The organism is Collinsella vaginalis, assembly GCF_900176655.1.
In the GTDB taxonomy this organism is placed as follows: domain Bacteria; phylum Actinomycetota; class Coriobacteriia; order Coriobacteriales; family Coriobacteriaceae; genus Collinsella; species Collinsella vaginalis.
Genome location: NZ_LT838843.1, coordinates 58,432 through 75,464 on the forward strand (window position 1 = coordinate 58,432; position 17,033 = coordinate 75,464).

Annotated in this window: 16 protein-coding genes and 2 pseudogenes; 7 read left to right on the forward strand and 11 right to left on the reverse strand. The window is 64.7% G+C overall.

Going from position 1 to position 17,033, the window contains the following annotated elements:
- Positions 1-203 precede the first annotated feature (203 nt).
- The 4 genes from CAP13_RS01995 to CAP13_RS02010 all read left to right on the forward strand — a co-directional run bounded on the left by CAP13_RS01995 (position 204) and on the right by CAP13_RS02010 (position 3,598).
- Positions 204-968: a ParA family protein gene (locus CAP13_RS01995; RefSeq protein WP_085829993.1), complete on the forward strand. Its 765-nt coding sequence runs from the start codon at positions 204-206 to the stop codon at positions 966-968.
- Positions 955-1,911 (forward strand): ParB/RepB/Spo0J family partition protein, encoded by a 957-nt coding sequence (locus CAP13_RS02000; protein WP_085829994.1) that lies wholly within the window; start codon positions 955-957, stop codon positions 1,909-1,911. The genes CAP13_RS01995 and CAP13_RS02000 overlap by 14 nt, the downstream gene beginning before the upstream one ends.
- Before the next feature lie 209 nt (positions 1,912-2,120).
- The gene (locus tag CAP13_RS02005; protein ID WP_085829995.1) at positions 2,121-2,567 is read left to right on the forward strand and encodes a CopG family transcriptional regulator; all 447 of its coding nucleotides are present in this window, start codon (positions 2,121-2,123) and stop codon (positions 2,565-2,567) included.
- A gap of 158 nt (positions 2,568-2,725) precedes the next feature.
- Entirely contained in the window at positions 2,726-3,598 is an 873-nt protein-coding gene (locus CAP13_RS02010; protein WP_425429824.1) for a relaxase/mobilization nuclease domain-containing protein, read from the forward strand.
- Positions 3,599-4,853: 1,255 nt separating this feature from the next.
- On the opposite strand, the gene CAP13_RS02020 is transcribed toward CAP13_RS02010, so the two are convergent.
- Entirely contained in the window at positions 4,854-5,336 is a 483-nt protein-coding gene (locus tag CAP13_RS02020) for a metal-dependent transcriptional regulator (RefSeq protein WP_085829997.1), read from the reverse strand.
- Positions 5,337-5,340: 4 nt separating this feature from the next.
- Positions 5,341-5,733 (reverse strand): annotated as a pseudogene (locus tag CAP13_RS02025) (ATP-binding cassette domain-containing protein); the annotation flags it as partial.
- Between the two features lie 261 nt (positions 5,734-5,994).
- Between CAP13_RS02025 and CAP13_RS02030 the strand changes: the two are divergent.
- Both CAP13_RS02030 and CAP13_RS09815 read left to right on the forward strand, forming a co-directional pair.
- Entirely contained in the window at positions 5,995-6,954 is a 960-nt protein-coding gene (locus CAP13_RS02030; RefSeq protein WP_085829999.1) for a helix-turn-helix domain-containing protein, read from the forward strand.
- A 222-nt stretch (positions 6,955-7,176) separates the two neighbouring features.
- Positions 7,177-7,380: a hypothetical protein gene (locus tag CAP13_RS09815; RefSeq protein WP_179184888.1), complete on the forward strand. Its 204-nt coding sequence runs from the start codon at positions 7,177-7,179 to the stop codon at positions 7,378-7,380.
- Positions 7,381-7,431: 51 nt separating this feature from the next.
- Here the strand turns inward: CAP13_RS09815 and CAP13_RS02040 are convergent, their stop codons facing one another.
- The 8 genes and pseudogenes from CAP13_RS02040 to CAP13_RS02075 form a co-directional block, all read right to left on the reverse strand.
- Positions 7,432-8,040, reverse strand: a complete 609-nt coding sequence (locus CAP13_RS02040) for a hypothetical protein (protein ID WP_085830000.1) — start codon at positions 8,038-8,040, stop codon at positions 7,432-7,434.
- A gap of 249 nt (positions 8,041-8,289) precedes the next feature.
- Positions 8,290-8,811: a class B sortase gene (locus tag CAP13_RS02045; RefSeq protein ID WP_245798862.1), complete on the reverse strand. Its 522-nt coding sequence runs from the start codon at positions 8,809-8,811 to the stop codon at positions 8,290-8,292.
- Positions 8,812-8,888: 77 nt separating this feature from the next.
- Positions 8,889-9,053, reverse strand: a pseudogene (locus CAP13_RS02050) (metal-dependent transcriptional regulator); the annotation flags it as partial.
- A gap of 4 nt (positions 9,054-9,057) precedes the next feature.
- Positions 9,058-10,800 (reverse strand): ABC transporter ATP-binding protein, encoded by a 1,743-nt coding sequence (locus CAP13_RS02055; RefSeq protein ID WP_085830001.1) that lies wholly within the window; start codon positions 10,798-10,800, stop codon positions 9,058-9,060.
- Positions 10,801-12,615 carry an ABC transporter ATP-binding protein gene (locus tag CAP13_RS02060; protein ID WP_085830002.1) on the reverse strand — a complete coding sequence of 605 codons (1,815 nt, stop codon included), beginning with the start codon at positions 12,613-12,615 and terminating at the stop codon, positions 10,801-10,803.
- Entirely contained in the window at positions 12,612-14,153 is a 1,542-nt protein-coding gene (locus CAP13_RS02065; RefSeq protein WP_245798863.1) for an ABC transporter ATP-binding protein, read from the reverse strand. The genes CAP13_RS02060 and CAP13_RS02065 overlap by 4 nt, the downstream gene beginning before the upstream one ends.
- Positions 14,150-14,848 carry an energy-coupling factor transporter transmembrane component T family protein gene (locus CAP13_RS02070; RefSeq protein WP_085830004.1) on the reverse strand — a complete coding sequence of 233 codons (699 nt, stop codon included), beginning with the start codon at positions 14,846-14,848 and terminating at the stop codon, positions 14,150-14,152. Before CAP13_RS02070 ends, CAP13_RS02065 begins: the two co-directional genes overlap by 4 nt.
- 2 nt (positions 14,849-14,850) lie before the next feature.
- Entirely contained in the window at positions 14,851-15,474 is a 624-nt protein-coding gene (locus CAP13_RS02075) for an MptD family putative ECF transporter S component (RefSeq protein WP_085830005.1), read from the reverse strand.
- A gap of 166 nt (positions 15,475-15,640) precedes the next feature.
- On the opposite strand from CAP13_RS02075, the gene CAP13_RS02080 reads away from it, so the two are divergent.
- Positions 15,641-16,600 (forward strand): helix-turn-helix domain-containing protein, encoded by a 960-nt coding sequence (locus CAP13_RS02080; RefSeq protein ID WP_085829999.1) that lies wholly within the window; start codon positions 15,641-15,643, stop codon positions 16,598-16,600.
- Positions 16,601-16,792: 192 nt separating this feature from the next.
- Here the strand turns inward: CAP13_RS02080 and CAP13_RS10070 are convergent.
- Positions 16,793-17,033 (reverse strand): helix-turn-helix domain-containing protein (locus CAP13_RS10070; protein ID WP_218775289.1); only part of this gene is annotated, 241 nt, incomplete at its 5' end.

Consider the following 17,033-nt stretch of genomic DNA (forward strand, 5'->3'; position numbering starts at 1 on the left):
GCGGCGCGCCCGGCCCCGGGCTTCCGGGGCCGGGTTTCCCCGAATCCGGCCCCTGTAGCACGAAAGCGTACATATTCGTACGTTTTCATGGTACACTCCGCTTGTCGGACAAATCCGTACGCTTTTGTCCCGACGCTCCGAGACTCGGGGCGCGCCGGACCGATGGCGGCGAGGCGCGCCCCACGCTAGAGAGGGCGCGACCCATGCGCACGATAGCCATTTCCAACTACAAGGGCGGCGTCGGCAAGACGACGACCGCCGTGAATCTGGCGGCGATCTTCGCCGCCCGGGGCCTTCGGACCCTGCTCGTCGACCTCGACCCGCAGGCGTCGGCCACCGACTTCTTCAGCCTCTACGACCGGGCCGCCTCCGAGCGCCGCACCTCGGTCGAGCTGCTCTACGGCGCCGCGCCCGTGGAGGAGGTCGCCTACGCCGCCGGGGAGAACCTCGACGTGGTTGCCTCGACCATCGACCTCGTCGACCAGAACGAGATGCTCCTACGCGAGCAGCGCCTCAAGTTCGCCCTCGACGACGCCTCGGGCTCCTACGACGCCTGCCTCATCGACTGCAGCCCCGTGATGCGCAGGCTCGCCTTCAACGCCTACCTCGCCGCCGCGGAGGGCGGCATAGTCGTCATCCCCGTGAAGCTCGACTCCACCGTGATGCGCGGCACGGCACTCACCGTGGAGGCGACGCGCTCCATCGCGGACGCTCTGCGCATGCCCACGCCCAGATGGAAGATACTGCGCACCTGCGTCCCCGGGCGCATGACCAACGCCGAGGCCACGGGCGCGGCCGTGCTCGACGGCTTCTTCCCGGGCGAGCAGTTCGAGACGGTCATCCACGCGAGCAGCAAGGTCTGCGAGGGCAGCTGGCAGTGGAAGCCGGTGGCGGCCTTCGAGCCGGGGAGCCGCCCCGCGCGCGACTACGAGGCGCTCGCAGACGAGGTGTCCCGTGAGCTCGCCTAGGCAGGTGGCCGCGGGCTTCACCATCACGGGGCTTCTCGACGGCGCGTCGCGCACCCGCGGGCGCTACCCGGTGTCCGAGATCGCGGTGGCCGACATCGCCGACCACCCGGCGAACGCCGCGTACTCCATGGACCCGGCCGGCATAGCCGAGCTCGCCGAGTCCATACGCGAGGACGGCCTCACCGACCTGCCGCTCGTGCGCAAGGTCGGCGACGGCTCGTGGCAGATGGTCTCCGGGCACCGGCGCAAGGCCGCCTACGCGCTGCTCGCGGAGGACGACCCCGCCTACGAGAGGGTGCCCTGCCGCGTGATAGAGGGCATCGACGACGAGCGGGCGGTGACGCTGCTCCACGCCGCGAACTACTTCACCCGCGCGCTCACCGTGACCGAGCGCGCCGCCGCGACCGAGGCGCTCAGGGGCGACGCCGTGCGCCTGCGCTCCGAGGACCCGTCGCTTTCCGGCATGCGCGTCGACGACGTGAAGGCCGCCATCATCGAGCGGCAGACGGGCCGCAAGGTCTCCGGCAAGACTATCGCGCGCGAGGAGAGGCTGGCTCGCCGGATTGCCGAGGACCTCTCGCCCGAGTGGGCCGCCGAGGCCGACCGCGGCAACCTCAGCGCCGAGGCGGTGCGATCGCTCGCGGGCATGCCGAAGGAGCGCCAGGCGGAGATGCACGCCGCCATGGAGCCCTGGCGGCGCACCAAGCGGGAGCTCTCCGACTACGTGAGGAGCGAGGGCAAGACGCAGGCCGGCCCCGACGGGCGCATCGCGAAGGCAGCGAGGCTCGTCGCCGACTTCCTGGAGAGCCCGCCCAACAGCCCGAGCGCGGCCGACCTCACGCTGCTGCGCGAGATGGCGCTCATGACCGCGCCGTACGCGGAGGCGGGCACCGATGCCCGAAAGCGCCGCAGAAGGGCCTCAGGCCCGAAATCCAGCAAGTAGCCTATGGCGTCCGACATATCGTCGGGCGTCCATAGTACTTGGGGACCGGGCTGCCTCGGACCCGTCATGCCGCGGGCCGTTTGGGAGCCCGCTTTCGCGAGGCCCGGTCCCAGAGGCGGCGCCCGGGCCGGGCACCGCCTGCGGGGGATCCCCCGCGCCCCTAGAGAGACGCGCCCGCCGCACGGCGGGCCTGAGGAAAGGAATCCGCCATGGAAGAGGAAGCCGGCGCCGCCAAGGGCAAGGAGCGCCGCGTCACGTTCCGCATGGAGGGAGGCGACTACGACGCGCTCTGCGAGCGGTGCGAGCGCGCCGGCCTCAGCAAGTCGGAGTACCTGCGCTACCTCGTGCGCATACCGCTGTCGACGGAGGCCAACGCGGGAGACGAGCACCGCATACTCGTGGACCGCAGGGCCCTTTGGGCGATGTCGCGGGAGCTCACGAAGTGGGGCTACCACTACAACCAGGCCGTGCACGCGATGAACCTCATCAACTTCCACGCTCGCCACGGGCACGTCGACCGGGACCTCGTCGCGGAGAGCGTCCCGACGATCGAGCGCGAGCTCGCCGACGTGAACGCCGCGGCCCGCGAGATGGCGGCGGAGCTCGGGCGCATCGGCGCCGACTCACTCGTGGAGGGCTCGCCATGCCGATCCTGAAGCCGATAAGCGGCCACGGCTCGACCGGAGGCATCCGCCGCTACCTCGAGAAGGGAGGCCGCGCCCTGGCGCGCGACCTGTTCAACCTGAGCTACGACGAGCGCGACGCCGGCGCGCTGGGAGACGGCGCAAAGGAGGCCTGCGCCTGGGACGCCGAGATGGACGCCACGCGCGCCGCGTTCGGCACGGACGCCCCATGGCGGGGAAAGCCCGCGCGCACGTTCAAGCACTTCGTGCTCTCGCCGGACCCCGGCGACGACATCGACCTGGCTGCGCTGCGCGAGCTCGCGTGCTCGTGGGCGCTCAAGCACTTCGGCGACCACGAGATCGCCATCGTCTACCACGACGACAACGCCCGCGGCATACCCCACGCGCACATCGTCGTGAACAACGCCAACCTCCGCACGGGCTACCGCATGCAGACCCAGCACCCCGAGGACCTCAACCGCGACCTGCAGGACATGGCCCGCGAGCGCGGGCTGTCGGGGCTTTCCAACGACCGGGCGCCCGAATCTCCCTCGAAGGCGCGCGGACGGACAGGTGCGGGCGGGCCCAGGAGCCGCAGGAACGTCTACCTGGGAAGGGCCGAGAAGGAGATCATGCGCTCGGGCGGCTACTCGTGGGTCGGCGACATCCGCGCCCGCGTCGCGCTCGCCAAGACCACGGCGCGCGACGAGGCGGAGTTCCTCGGCATCCTCGACGCCCTGGGCGTGCACGTAGCCGACAANGGCGGCGCGCAGGTCCCGCGGGTGGCGCTTCATGCTGGCCTCGGAGGCCGAGCTCGGGCGCGCCCGCCGCGTCCTGCTCGACGGGAACGAGGCGTTCGCCCGGGTGCGAGGGTACCTGTGCGACGCGGCTGCAATTTCCGCTTGCTACCGCGAGCACGTGGGCCCTCCCTCAAAATCGCTGAAGTCGCAGATAAGGGACCTGCAGCGCACGCTGGGGAGGGCGGAGGTCCCGGGTGTGCCGGACGAGCTGGCGAGGCTGCTCGCGGAAGAGAAGGAAGAGGGCGCCGAAGAGAGCGCCCGTAAGGTCAAGGAAGATTGGGGTGACGTCGATGAAGAGGCTTGGTAGGTTCCTCAAGGCGGCGCTTAAGGTCACGCTGGGCTTTTTCGTCTGGCTGTTCCGCGCCGTGTTCAAGTGGGTGATGTGAGAACGAAGGCACCTGGTGCCTAGAGTAGCCCCTTGGCTCGCTCGTCGTAGATCTTGTCGAGCTCCGATTGCACGTACTCCTCTTTGAGCCTCGCGACGAAACGAGCATCCGAGAACAGCCGGTAGACGAGCACCGCCGCGCCTCCGAGATCGAGGCACTTGGGGTTCTTCGTTATCGATGCCTGCACGACGCTGCTCGAGGTCGCGATGGTGTCGGAGATGAGGATGATCTTCTTGGTGCGCGCCTGGTACATCTCGGTGCAGAAGTCCGACCCGTCGTCCTTGAATATCAGCGAGCAGCCGTGGAGCGCCGCTATCAGCCAGTTGATAAGCACCGTCATGCCCGCCTGCATGCCGGCTTTCAATACGTCGCCGGTGCTGACGTATTTGGTGAGGGCCTCGGTGTGCGCCTTGTCGAGAACGAGGTTGGCGAACGGGACCTGTATCCCGCACGGCGTGTAGAGGTCCGTGCCGATGTGGATCAGCTGCTTGATCAGGGCCGCCGCAGCGGCATCCGGCTCGCTCACGACGCGTCTTCCCGCCGCGACCAGCATCTCCACGGTCCCGGCGGGCGCCCCGATCAGCGGGTTCTTCCCGAAAGCGTCGTAGGAGACCGAGTAGGTCGCAGGGATCCGCGCGCCGATCCCGAAGACGTTGGCGTCCTTAACGCAGGTGATGCTGTTGGTCATGATGTTCGAGGTTTCGAACACGAGGCCGAGCACCGGGTCGTGGCCGAGGGTCGCGAACCGGTGGTTCGCCCCCTTGAATACCTTGAGGTTCTCAGCCTCGTAGCGTGTCGCGTCGTACGGCACGCCTCGTGAGGAGAGGATGTGGCTCTTGGAGGCGAACAGGCGGCCCGATTCCGCCGGAACCCCGTCGTCGAAGCCGGAGAAAACGCGGTCCTGGAAGCTGTGCAGGGCGTCCTCCTTGGCGTTGCCCGCTCCCGCCCGCTCGACCTCCGTCAGGGAGTTGATGATGAGCACGCGGGCGACCTGGAGCATGGTCGCGGCGACGACGAAGGCCGCGTCGGCGTCCTGCAGCCTCGTCCGCTCCTTGAACTCGCGGTCGATGCGCTCGAGGTTCTCGCCGTACTCGCGGACGGACTTCTCGACCGCCTGCTCTGCCCAGCTATCGTCAACGGCCACGCATGCAGCCCTCGCGGCCATGTAATCGGCGAAGAGCCTGCAAGCGTGCTCCTCTTCCTCCGTCACCTGACCGTCCGCCGCCGCGGCGACCTGCAGCTGCTCGGCGATGGAGCCCAACGACACGATGCTCACGTTGTCCACCCTCCGACAGGCAGTGCTCCATGCGGCAGGCCTCCCGCGAGGCGGTCTTCCCGTCCACGCCCGCCTCGAGCAGGAGCCCCTCGAAGAAGCGGTGGCGCCCCAGCGCCCGGCGGGCGATCCGCTCCCCCTCGGGGGTCAGGCGCACGTCCCGGGCAACCACCTCGGCGAGCCCGGCGGCGGACAGGCCCGCCAGCGCCTTGGTGACGCTCGCCTTGGAGTATCCCAGCAGGCACGCTATGTCCACGTTGCGGCAGGAGCCGCGCTCGGAGCGGATGCGCAGGATGGCCTCCAGGTAGTCCTCCGAGGATTCCGTGGAACGCTGTTTGTTCATCGGTTTACGCCCCCAGCTTCCAGTCGGCCGCCTCTTCGCGCATGCGGATGAAGCGGCGGTAGATCCCGTCTTCACGCATGAGCTCGTCGTGCGTGCCGCGCTGCACGATGTGGCCGGCGTCCACGACGAGGATCTGGCCGGCGTTGCGCACCGTGTTCAGGCGGTGGGCGATGGTGACGAGCGTCTTGCCGCGCGTGAGCTCGCCGATCGCCTCCATGAGCAGATGCTCATTCTCGGGGTCGACGGAGCTGGTCGCCTCATCCAGGATGACGATGGGCGCGTCCTTCATGATGGCGCGCGCGATGGATATGCGCTGCCGCTCGCCGCCCGACAGGTCGGCTCCGCCCTCTTCCAGCACCGTGTCGTAACCTTGCGGAAGGCGCTCGATGANACGATGGTCACCGCCATGATGATCAGGTTGAACACGACGAACGTCAGCACGTCGCGCGTGGTCCACCTGTTGCTTTTCGGGGTTGGAGCGCCTTGCGTCATCCGATTTCTCCTTATGTTTCCTGTCTAGTTAGACATTTCTAACTCTTGGCTATAATGGACGAATAGGCAGAGTTCCAGTCTTCGCGAAAGCAAAAGCGGGACCCGATACGGAATGAAAGGGACGAATCGGGGAACGCCGCATTGAAACGAGGCGAAAGAGGGTCAGATGAAAAGCATAGAACGCGACCTTTACGAAGAGGCGTTCAAGAAATGGCACCTCGTGCCTTCCCGCGATGTCGGCAACTACGGTCCTGCTGGCACTTTGAGGGTTCTCGAAAGCGACATGGGGTCCGGGGAGTACTGGGCGTACTTTCGGGACAACCTCTTCGCTGTGAACGCGTTCAGGATGAGCTTCGCAAGGGAGTGGACCATACGCTATCGATGCACCGAGCACCTGTGCTTGGGCTGCTATGACGAGGTTTCGGGCGTCGCGCAGCGTCGAGGGGCTCCGCTCGCCCCGGGCGCCATCACGGTGTATCTCGGCGGGGAAAACGAGGAGTACGAAGCGCGGTTCTCGGAAGGTTCCGTTGCCGTGGCGTCGTCGATCACCATCTCGCCAGATTATTATCGGGATTATCTGCAGAGTCGCTTCGGCGAAATAGAGGACGTCCGCAAGGCGTTTGCGAGCGTAGACGGACGGCGCGACCTTCCGGGGCTTGTCGACTTGCTTCGCAAGGCGCGTACGTATCAAGGCGGGGGGATCGCGGCGGATCTGTTTTACGAAGGAGTTATCTCCGAATCTATCGCCCTCGTGATGGAGTGCGCAGCCCAGCCGAATGGCGGCAGGCCCAGAATGACCGACGAGGACCTTGCGGCAGTCGACTGGGCGTGCGCGTATATCGCTCGGAACCTTGGCGGCGATTTGTCGTGCACGCGGCTCGCGTCCGAACTGTATATGGGACAGACGAAGATGAAACGGCTCTTCAAGAAGGCGACAGGCCTTCCTCCGGCGTCCTACGTGGCGAGGGAGAGGATGAGGGAAGCCGAAAGGCTGCTCACTGAAACGGCGCTGCCCATCGCCGAGGTCGGCAGGGAAGTCGGTTACAGCAAGGCGGGAGCGTTCACCGAGGCGTTTCACAGGTACAAGGGCTGTTCCCCCCAGCGGTTCAGGCAGGATCGTCTGTGAAAAGCGGGCGAGAAAAGCTGACCGGCTCAGACACTGCCACATTCCTTCAATATCGAATTATGTTGTTGCAGCAAGCATGCCTTAACGAACCCCCAGCACGTTCAAACGCAGCAAACCGAAAACGACACGTATGAATCACAGCCATTCGAGCTAGAGTAAACGATTCGGGATACCCGAAGAGCGGACGACGAACTAACTGCAAATCCTTTTTCCCTGCCCATTTTGACCACGATCTGCCCGCGGCGCGTGATCGCGGGCGGGAAGGAACCTGCCGAGCCCCACCTCGAGCTCGGCGCACAGCCGCACGAACTCGTCGGCGCGCATGGCGCGCTCCCCGTTGAGGACGCGCCACAGGCGCTTCCCGTCGACGCCCACACGCCGGGCGAGCTCGGCGACGGGGATGCCGCGGCGCCAGACAATCCTTGACCCGGTCGAAGGACAGGTCCTCGTCGTCCGCGATTGCCTGCACCTTCGCCTTCACGTCGTCGGGAGGCCGCCGTCCAGCTTGAGGTAGTCGAGGCCGTCCTCGAGCCACCCCCGCTCCTCTTGGGAGAAATCGCCGTCGCAGCGCATCAGGAAGCAGAGCGTTGCCACGTAGGCGTAGATGAAGTTGTGCCGTTTCTCGCCCGCAAGGCAGGCGCCCTGCTTGATGCCGTCACGGAAGCCCTTGATGCGCACCTTGCGGAGGCGCGCGGAGAACGAGTTCTCCTTGATGGCGTTGATGCCGCCTTCGAAGGTCGACGCCGCGCCGGACGCGAGGGACGATGCTCCCTGGGCCAAGCCCATTGCGGCGCCGACGGCGATTCCGCCCACCGCGTTCGCAGCCCCTGCGATCGCCTTGCTCGCATCGGACGACGCGATCTGCTCGCCGGCGTTCGACACGCCTTCCGCAGCCGAGTACATGGTGCTTCCGACGGCTTCGGATGCCGAGGCGGCCGTATCGACGATGGCGTTCCCCGCGCCCTCGGCTGCATTCGCGACGCCTTTGGCGGCGGATTCAACAGTTGCCGATGCACCTTTTGCCATCTCTCCTGCGGCGTGGGCGGCTTGGGACAGAGCTTCCCCGAGATCGAATTTGAGCGCCATCTGTATCTCCTGACGTACACGAATCTTGCGTAAGGCGCTCATGCACAACCGATGCAACACGGCACACACGATGCGTCTCACGTGCTCTTCATTATCCCACCATGCGCAAGCCCCTCGTCCGACCATCGGAGCGAGAGGCTTGATCGTTCTGCTCGGTTGCGGTTTCGGTTTTCGGCGGTTAGTCCCGGTCGTCGTCGCCGGCTGCGCAGCATGCGTAGGCAGTAAGCGCGAGGAGCCCCATGAGGAGCCCTATTCCGAAGGGCGCGAATCCCATCCCTCCACCTCCTTCGCGTAAACGACGGTGCGTGAGTTGCTCGTCTGATAGCTGCACGTCACGAAGGCCCATGCCTGGACGACGTCCGCCGGCTCTTCCAGGACGACCTCGCACTGGGACAATTTGTCCCCGAGGTAGGCGTCGAGCTCCGCCGCGTCGGCGAAGTCGGTCCGCTTGCCCTCTGAGCTCGCGTCGACCACGTCAACCGCGAAGACCTCGAGCTCGATCTCCTTCTCGCGGGTGATGACCCGGATGGTGCGGTGCCCCTCGGCGAAGTCGCGCGAAGAGTACTGAGCGAGCGGCGCGAACATGGTGCCGTCGGACATGTGGTGCCCGTAGACGATGACGAGCGGGCTCTCGGCGCCCTGCGCGCACCCGGCGTCGATGTAGGGAGCGCCCCACGCGGATCTTTCGCCGCTGGCGTCGTGCGTGAGGTAGAAGTCGGGCGATTCCCGCCGGCCCTGGACGATCGGGTAGTCGACGGTCGTGCCCGGCACGCGCACCCATGCGACGACGGAGGCGGGANGTAGAAGGGACAGGGGGTCAGGCGCACGTCCCGGGCAACCACCTCGGCGAGCCCGGCGGCGGACAGGCCCGCCAGCGCCTTGGTGACGCTCGCCTTGGAGTATCCCAGCAGGCACGCTATGTCCACGTTGCGGCAGGAGCCGCGCTCGGAGCGGATGCGCAGGATGGCCTCCAGGTAGTCCTCCGAGGATTCCGTGGAACGCTGTTTGTTCATCGGTTTACGCCCCCAGCTTCCAGTCGGCCGCCTCTTCGCGCATGCGGATGAAGCGGCGGTAGATCCCGTCTTCACGCATGAGCTCGTCGTGCGTGCCGCGCTGCACGATGTGGCCGGCGTCCACGACGAGGATCTGGCCGGCGTTGCGCACCGTGTTCAGGCGGTGGGCGATGGTGACGAGCGTCTTGCCGCGCGTGAGCTCGCCGATCGCCTCCATGAGCAGATGCTCATTCTCGGGGTCGACGGAGCTGGTCGCCTCATCCAGGATGACGATGGGCGCGTCCTTCATGATGGCGCGCGCGATGGATATGCGCTGCCGCTCGCCGCCCGACAGGTCGGCTCCGCCCTCTTCCAGCACCGTGTCGTAACCTTGCGGAAGGCGCTCGATGAAGTCGTGGCATCGCGCGCGCTTCGCCGCGGCGACCACCTCATCGCGCGATGCATCCGGCCGCCCGAACCGTATGTTGTTCTCCACCGTGTCGTTGAACAGGTACACGTTCTGGAACACCAGGGATATGTGCGAAAGTAGGCTCTCCGCCGTGCCGCCGCGCACGTCCGCGCCGCCCACGCTCACGAATCCTTCATCGACGTCCCAGAACCGCGCGAGCAGGTTCACCAGCGTGGTCTTGCCCGACCCGCTTGGCCCCACGATGGCGCATGAGGTGTCCTCGGGGATGCGAAGCGTCACGTGGTCGATGACGCGCCGGTCGTCGTAGCCGAACGACACGTCGTCCATCGCCAGGTCGAAACCTCGCGGCGCAAGAGGCTCGTCGGTCGTGTCCTGACGCGGAACCGCGCACACCTCGTCCACGCGGTCGAGCTCGCCCTCTATCTTCTTAGTGAGAAAGGCGCTATTGTTCGCGCTGATCAGCTCGCCGTAGATCATGAACGCGGCGACGAGCAGCGTGAGCGCCCACGAGAGTGGCAGCCCACCCGTGAGGTACAGGGCGCACGCCGCGAACAGCACCGCGCAGCTCGCCAGATTGAACACCAGTGCATAGAGCTTGAGAATTCCCTGGGCCGCCTGCTCCTGACGGTAGTCGGCCAGGCGCTTCTGCTCGAAAGACGCCTTCGCCTCGGCAAGCGCCTCGTCGGGCGTGGCGAACGTGCGCAGCACCGCCATCCCGCGGGCGTACTCGATCACCTTGTCGGTCATGGCCTCTTGGGCGGCGGTTACCTCGCGCGTCACCGCGGTGGAGCGGCGGCGCAGCCATTCGAGCACCACAAGCCCCATGGCGATGCCCGCGAACGTGATGAACGCCACCGGCGGCGCGAACAGCATGAAATACAAGCTCATGATGACCGCCGTCGCCACGCCGCCCGAAAGACCGGTGAGGCAGATGGTCATGAACTCCTCCAGCTGGTGCAGCGTTGTGGTGAGCGTGGTGGTGATGGCGGAAAGGCGCTGCTCGGAGAAATAGCCCATGGGAGTACCCTTCAGCCGATCGCCCACGTGCAGGCGCATGTCGCGGAAGATGTGGAACCCCTCGGCGTCCATCTTGATGTCCACGAGGTACTGAAAGATATACTGGCCCGCTACGCTCGCCAGCAGGATGCCTAGGCACTGCAGCGCCACATCCGCACCCATATGGTCACGATTCTCGAGCGCCCACCACACCGCGGCAAGCATCCCGGCCATGAAGAACGCTTTTAGGACGTTGCATACCATGCCAACAATGAGACTGCGTCGGGACGCAGGCGAGAAGCTTCTCGCCACGTCGAGTATGCGTTTTACGATGGCGAACATCTACCTCGCCTCCTCGGGGCGGATGGCCGCCCGGTCTTCCACGTTTTTGTCCGTGAGCACCTCTACCGCGCCCTGATGCTCGCGCCACATGCGGGCGTACAGCGGGCAGCTTTGCAGCAGCTCATCGTGCCGCCCGCGCCCCACGATGCGCCCCGCATCCATGACGAGAATCTGGTCGGCGCCCGTGATGGTCGAGAGCCGGTGCGCGATGGTGACGAGCGCCTTGCCCTCAACCAGCTTGCTGATGGCGCGCTCAATCAGCGCCTCGTTCTCGGGGTCGGCGTAGGCGGTCGCCTCGTCCAAGATGACGACGGATGCGTCCTTCAGGATGGCGCGCGCGATGGTGATGCGCTGCCGCTCGCCGCCCGAAAGTCGATCGCCCGCCTCGCCCGCAGGCGTAGCGTAGCTCTGCGGAAGCTCGCTGATGAATCCGTGGGCACCTGCGGCACGCGCCGCCGCCTCCACCTCGGCGTCAGTCGCGTCGGGCTTGCCCATGCGGATGTTGTCGGCAATGGAGCGGTCGAACAGGAACGTGTCTTGCGCCACGTACGCGATGTGCTCCATGAGCTGTTCGAACGGGATGTCCTTCACGTCGACCCCGCCGAATGTGATGTTTCCTGCGCTCGCATCCCAGAACCCCGCCATAAGCTTGGCGACGGTCGATTTGCCCGAGCCCGACGGCCCGACGATCGCCGTGATCGTTCCCGGTTCGGTGGAAAAGCTCACGTCGTGCAGGACCTCGGTGCCCTCACGGTAAGAAAACGACACTTCCTCGAACGCGAACGACTCGCCCTGTGGCTCCACGCGTTGCGTGGGACGCGCAAGCTCGGGCTCACCGAGGAAATCCCAGACCACGTTCAGGCAGGCATCCATACGCGAGATCTGGCCTGCCGCCTGGGCAAACTTCAAAACGCCGCCGATGAAGCCCAGAGGAATGACAATGCACACCATGAAGGCGGGAAGCGCAATCTGCCCGACGGAGAGCAGCCACACGCCAAGCGGCAGCGAAACGAGCAACGTGCAGGGCACGACCGAGCGCACCGCCGCCATCCACACCCAGCTCTGCCGGAACCACGCAAGCGTGGAGTCGTGGTATTCCGCCACGGCATCGGAGAACGACCCGTAGGAGGACGCCGTGCGCCCGAACGCCTTGATCACCTGGATGCCGTTGACATACTCCACGAGCGTGGAGTTCATGTCCTGCTCGCTTTTGATGTAACGCGCCATCTTGGGCTTGTAATCGCGCATCATGCCCAGGTAGAAGAGCACGCCCAAGGGGATCGTGGCGATGCCGGCAAGCCCCATGCGCCAGTCGATGGCGAACACGATGGTCATGGCGAGGATGGGCGCAAACACGTTGCTCGGAAGCTCCGGCATGAAGTGCGCGATGGCGTCCTCCAGCTGATTCACGTTGTCCACAAAGCGGTTCTTGAACGTGCCCGTGGGCGTGTCGACGATGACACCCATGGGCACGCGCGACATCTTCTCGGCCATCTGCTCGCGCATGGTGCGCAAAGCCTTGAAGGCGATACCATGGCTGATCATCGACGATCGCCACGTGAGCACGAACTTGAGGATCTGCCCTCCTGCTGCAGCGAGCGAGAACAGAGCTACCATTTCAAGCATGAGCGTGCCTTCGATGAGACCGGAAGCCAGCAAGGCGACGACCACGTACGGGACCATACCCGCCGCCTCGCCCAAGCAAGCGAGGACAAGCGAGAGCACCATGCGCGTTTTATCGGGCCGCATGAAGTAGAACAGCTTCGAAAACGCGCTCGGACGCGCGATGCGGTCAAGCGGAGTCACGTGACTCATACTCCTTTTCTCCCTTCGTCATGCGCTGCCAGCTCAACCCTCCGGTCGCCCGCCAGCCACGCTAGCATTTCATCGTGGGCGATAATCACCACTGCCTTTCCTTCCGCCGCAAGCCTACGGCACCACAAAGCCACCTCCCGCATGCTGCGCCCATCCAGTCCGCTCGTTGGCTCGTCGAGCACCACGAGCTCGGCGTCCGAGCAGTACGCTGCGGCAAGTGTCACGCGCTGCTTCTGCCCGCCCGATAGGCTGGCGGGGTGCCTGTCGGCAAGGTCTTTCAGGTCGAAGGCATCAAGCGCCTCCCAGGCGCGCGCCTTCAAAACATCATCAACGCGTCGGCCAAGCACTACCTCGTCGGCGACGCTCCCCGCATACAGTTGATAGTCGGCGTCCTGCATCACGAAATAGCTCAGGTGCCTCCGCTCCCGCGGTGAGAGCGCTTTGCCGTCCCTGGTTATCAGACCTTTCTGCGGGCGGGACGCCCCGACGAGAACCTTCGCAAGCGTTGTCTTGCCCGAACCGTTCCCCCCGCATACCACCGTCACAGCACCGCAGGGGAACTCCGCCGTCACGCCTCGAATGCCACGGCCTGTCGAGCGGTAGAGATACGTCACGTCCTCCATATGCCATGAGGTGGAACCGCAGCGGGAATCAAGTGATTCCGCTGGTCGTGTATTCGAACCGCGCGCGATGGTGATATCGGGATGACGCAACCCGAATGCATCAGCTTCCTTGTCTGGAAGCGCAGCGAATTCTTTCGTGCTCCACCGCGCCGCGACCTTGCCATTTCTCATACAAAGGAATTCGTCGGCGACGGGCAGAAGCTTGTGGAGCCTATGCTCCGACACCAGAATCGCCACGCCGCGCTGCTTGAGCTGGACAAGGACGCTCACGAGCGCGTCTACGCCCTCCGCGTCCAAGTTGGAGGTCGGCTCATCGAGCGCGAGAAACGACGGGCGACACGCAATAGCGGCTGCGATTGCGACGCGTTGTTTCTGACCGCTGGACAGTTCGGTAAGCTTCTCAGCAAGTAAACCTTCAACCCCGCACAGCCGTGCCGCCTCATGCACATGTTCAACGGTCACAGCAGGGTCGACCCCGAGGTTTTCCAGCGAGAAGGCGATCTCGTCGCCGACCGTCCCCATGAAGAACTGGCTGCGGGGATCCTGCATGACCACACCCATGGCCTCGGTCCTCCCGCGAGCGGAAAGCGAAAGGACCTCCGTGCCGCCCACCAGAACGGAACCCATACGCACTCCAGGGAAGAACGTCCCTGCCAACCCATCTGCTAATCGCAACACGGTCGACTTGCCGTCGCCCGACCTTCCGCACAGAACTGTGCAGGAGCCGGTGCGCACCTCGAAGGACACGTCCTCGACCCTGCTTCCTCCCGCATCGTCAGCAGATGCCGAATCCTCTTGTTCTGCCTCATCCACATAGCGAAACGAGACGTCGCAAAACGCGAGGGCTGCCCTCCGCAGGCTTGCCGCATACGGGCTTTCCTTGAGCGCATTGGATGATTCGAATTCGCCTGTCACAAAATCACCCCCGTTCCGTAGATTCCCGCGCATATGACCGCGACAACGGTCGAGCACACTGCATCCCTCCAGGTGAAGCCCACGTGGTAGACCGAAGTCCGTCCCCGGCCGATTTCGATGCCGCGCAGCTCGGCGGAGGCGGCAAGCTCACTCGAAAGCCTGAGCGAGCGCATGACGAGCGGCGTGTAGACGCATTCGTACGCCAACCCCGGGTGACGGACGATGTCGAACGCGCGAGGGAAGATGCCCCGCATTCGGATGCCGCGCACGATGGAGCGAGCTTCGAACGAGAGGACGGAGGCGAACCTGAACACCATGCACACGCCCACGAGAACCCGCTGGGGCAGCCTCCAACGGTCGAGCGCGCACATGATCGCCGAGGGTGACAGCGTGAATAGCGCGCAGCCCGCCGTGAACGGCGGGATCATGTGAAGGAAACTCACGAACAGCGCCCCGTACAGTCCGGAGAGCGGGAGGAAGCTCAGCCCGCACACAACGGTGAAGCTCGCGCACATCTTGAGCGAAAGGCGCGCCCTCCCGTTCGCCGCGAGGTACGCCGCGGCGAGCAGCTGCAGAAGCGCCGTCTCCAAAAGGCCGGTCACCAGCATCGCGGCGATGCCGACAACGAGAAACGATAACAGGTGCGTGCGCGGGTCGAGGCCGAACACCCCAGTTTTGATGTCGCACTTTTCCATGGTTAGGCGATCTTCGCCTTGCGCACGTGCTTCTTCAGGAACTTCGACCCGATGAGCCCTCCGACGATCGTGCCCGTAGCGAACATCGCCATCATGAGCAGGATCCACGGCAGCTCGGTGTACTGGGCCACCATAGCCGCCACGTCAGCCGCGTCGTAGTAGGTTCCCAACTGCTCCATATAGGCGTCCCTGAACAGCAGATACGGTATAATCCCGTAGAAGCCGAACGTCATCCAGTACACGATGTAGCCACCTACGACGCGCTTTATGTCGTGGTAGGAATCCTTCCCCCACATGACGAGCTCTCCGATAAGGGCGCCCACGACGGCGACGGGAGCGCAGTAGAGCCCTCCCATGAACGTGTAGAGCAGCCCGAATACCAGCGTCGAGCCCGCCAGCACGCCTCGCTTGCCGATGCGGTCCGCCATCACCACGTAGAACGGCGTGGCAAGCAGCGGAAATAGCCACGACCCCACGAAAAACGTGTTCTGGGGCGCCAGGACCATGTCCTCAATCATCTTCGCCACGATGGTCACCGCCATGATGATCAGGTTGAACACGACGAACGTCAGCACGTCGCGCGTGGTCCACCTGTTGCTTTTCGGGGTTGGAGCGCCTTGCGTCATCCGATTTCTCCTTATGTTTCCTGTCTAGTTAGACATTTCTAACTCTTGGCTATAATGGACGAATAGGCAGAGTTCCAGTCTTCGCGAAAGCAAAAGCGGGACCCGATACGGAATGAAAGGGACGAATCGGGGAACGCCGCATTGAAACGAGGCGAAAGAGGGTCAGATGAAAAGCATAGAACGCGACCTTTACGAAGAGGCGTTCAAGAAATGGCACCTCGTGCCTTCCCGCGATGTCGGCAACTACGGTCCTGCTGGCACTTTGAGGGTTCTCGAAAGCGACATGGGGTCCGGGGAGTACTGGGCGTACTTTCGGGACAACCTCTTCGCTGTGAACGCGTTCAGGATGAGCTTCGCAAGGGAGTGGACCATACGCTATCGATGCACCGAGCACCTGTGCTTGGGCTGCTATGACGAGGTTTCGGGCGTCGCGCAGCGTCGAGGGGCTCCGCTCGCCCCGGGCGCCATCACGGTGTATCTCGGCGGGGAAAACGAGGAGTACGAAGCGCGGTTCTCGGAAGGTTCCGTTGCCGTGGCGTCGTCGATCACCATCTCGCCAGATTATTATCGGGATTATCTGCAGAGTCGCTTCGGCGAAATAGAGGACGTCCGCAAGGCGTTTGCGAGCGTAGACGGACGGCGCGACCTTCCGGGGCTTGTCGACTTGCTTCGCAAGGCGCGTACGTATCAAGGCGGGGGGATCGCGGCGGATCTGTTTTACGAAGGAGTTATCTCCGAATCTATCGCCCTCGTGATGGAGTGCGCAGCCCAGCCGAATGGCGGCAGGCCCAGAATGACCGACGAGGACCTTGCGGCAGTCGACTGGGCGTGCGCGTATATCGCTCGGAACCTTGGCGGCGATTTGTCGTGCACGCGGCTCGCGTCCGAACTGTATATGGGACAGACGAAGATGAAACGGCTCTTCAAGAAGGCGACAGGCCTTCCTCCGGCGTCCTACGTGGCGAGGGAGAGGATGAGGGAAGCCGAAAGGCTGCTCACTGAAACGGCGCTGCCCATCGCCGAGGTCGGCAGGGAAGTCGGTTACAGCAAGGCGGGAGCGTTCACCGAGGCGTTTCACAGGTACAAGGGCTGTTCCCCCCAGCGGTTCAGGCAGGATCGTCTGTGAAAAGCGGGCGAGAAAAGCTGACCGGCTCAGACACTGCCACATTCCTTCAATATCGAATTATGTTGTTGCAGCAAGCATGCCTTAACGAACCCCCAGCACGTTCAAACGCAGCAAACCGAAAACGACACGTATGAATCACAGCCATTCGAGCTAGAGTAAACGATTCGGGATACCCGAAGAGCGGACGACGAACTAACTGCAAATCCTTTTTCCCTGCCCATTTTGACCACGATCTGCCCGCGGCGCGTGATCGCGGGCGGGAAGGAACCTGCCGAGCCCCACCTCGAGCTCGGCGCACAGCCGCACGAACTCGTCGGCGCGCATGGCGCGCTCCCCGTTGAGGACGCGCCACAGGCGCTTCCCGTCGACGCCCACACGCCGGGCGAGCTCGGCGACGGGGATGCCGCGGCGCCAGACAATCCTTGACCCGGTC

What these genes read in the sequence shown, in the direction of transcription:
- CAP13_RS01995 (WP_085829993.1), top strand. Translation starts at nt 204, where the DNA reads ATGCGCACGATAGCCATTTCCAACTACAAGGGCGGCGTCGGCAAGACG.
- CAP13_RS02055 (WP_085830001.1), bottom strand. Translation starts at nt 10,800, where the DNA reads ATGTTCGCCATCGTAAAACGCATACTCGACGTGGCGAGAAGCTTCTCG.
- CAP13_RS02080 (WP_085829999.1), top strand. Translation starts at nt 15,641, where the DNA reads ATGAAAAGCATAGAACGCGACCTTTACGAAGAGGCGTTCAAGAAATGG.
- CAP13_RS02040 (WP_085830000.1), bottom strand. Translation starts at nt 8,040, where the DNA reads ATGGCGCTCAAATTCGATCTCGGGGAAGCTCTGTCCCAAGCCGCCCAC.
- CAP13_RS02005 (WP_085829995.1), top strand. Translation starts at nt 2,121, where the DNA reads ATGGAAGAGGAAGCCGGCGCCGCCAAGGGCAAGGAGCGCCGCGTCACG.
- CAP13_RS02070 (WP_085830004.1), bottom strand. Translation starts at nt 14,848, where the DNA reads ATGGAAAAGTGCGACATCAAAACTGGGGTGTTCGGCCTCGACCCGCGC.
- CAP13_RS02075 (WP_085830005.1), bottom strand. Translation starts at nt 15,474, where the DNA reads ATGACGCAAGGCGCTCCAACCCCGAAAAGCAACAGGTGGACCACGCGC.
- CAP13_RS02020 (WP_085829997.1), bottom strand. Translation starts at nt 5,336, where the DNA reads ATGAACAAACAGCGTTCCACGGAATCCTCGGAGGACTACCTGGAGGCC.
- CAP13_RS02030 (WP_085829999.1), top strand. Translation starts at nt 5,995, where the DNA reads ATGAAAAGCATAGAACGCGACCTTTACGAAGAGGCGTTCAAGAAATGG.
- CAP13_RS02060 (WP_085830002.1), bottom strand. Translation starts at nt 12,615, where the DNA reads ATGAGTCACGTGACTCCGCTTGACCGCATCGCGCGTCCGAGCGCGTTT.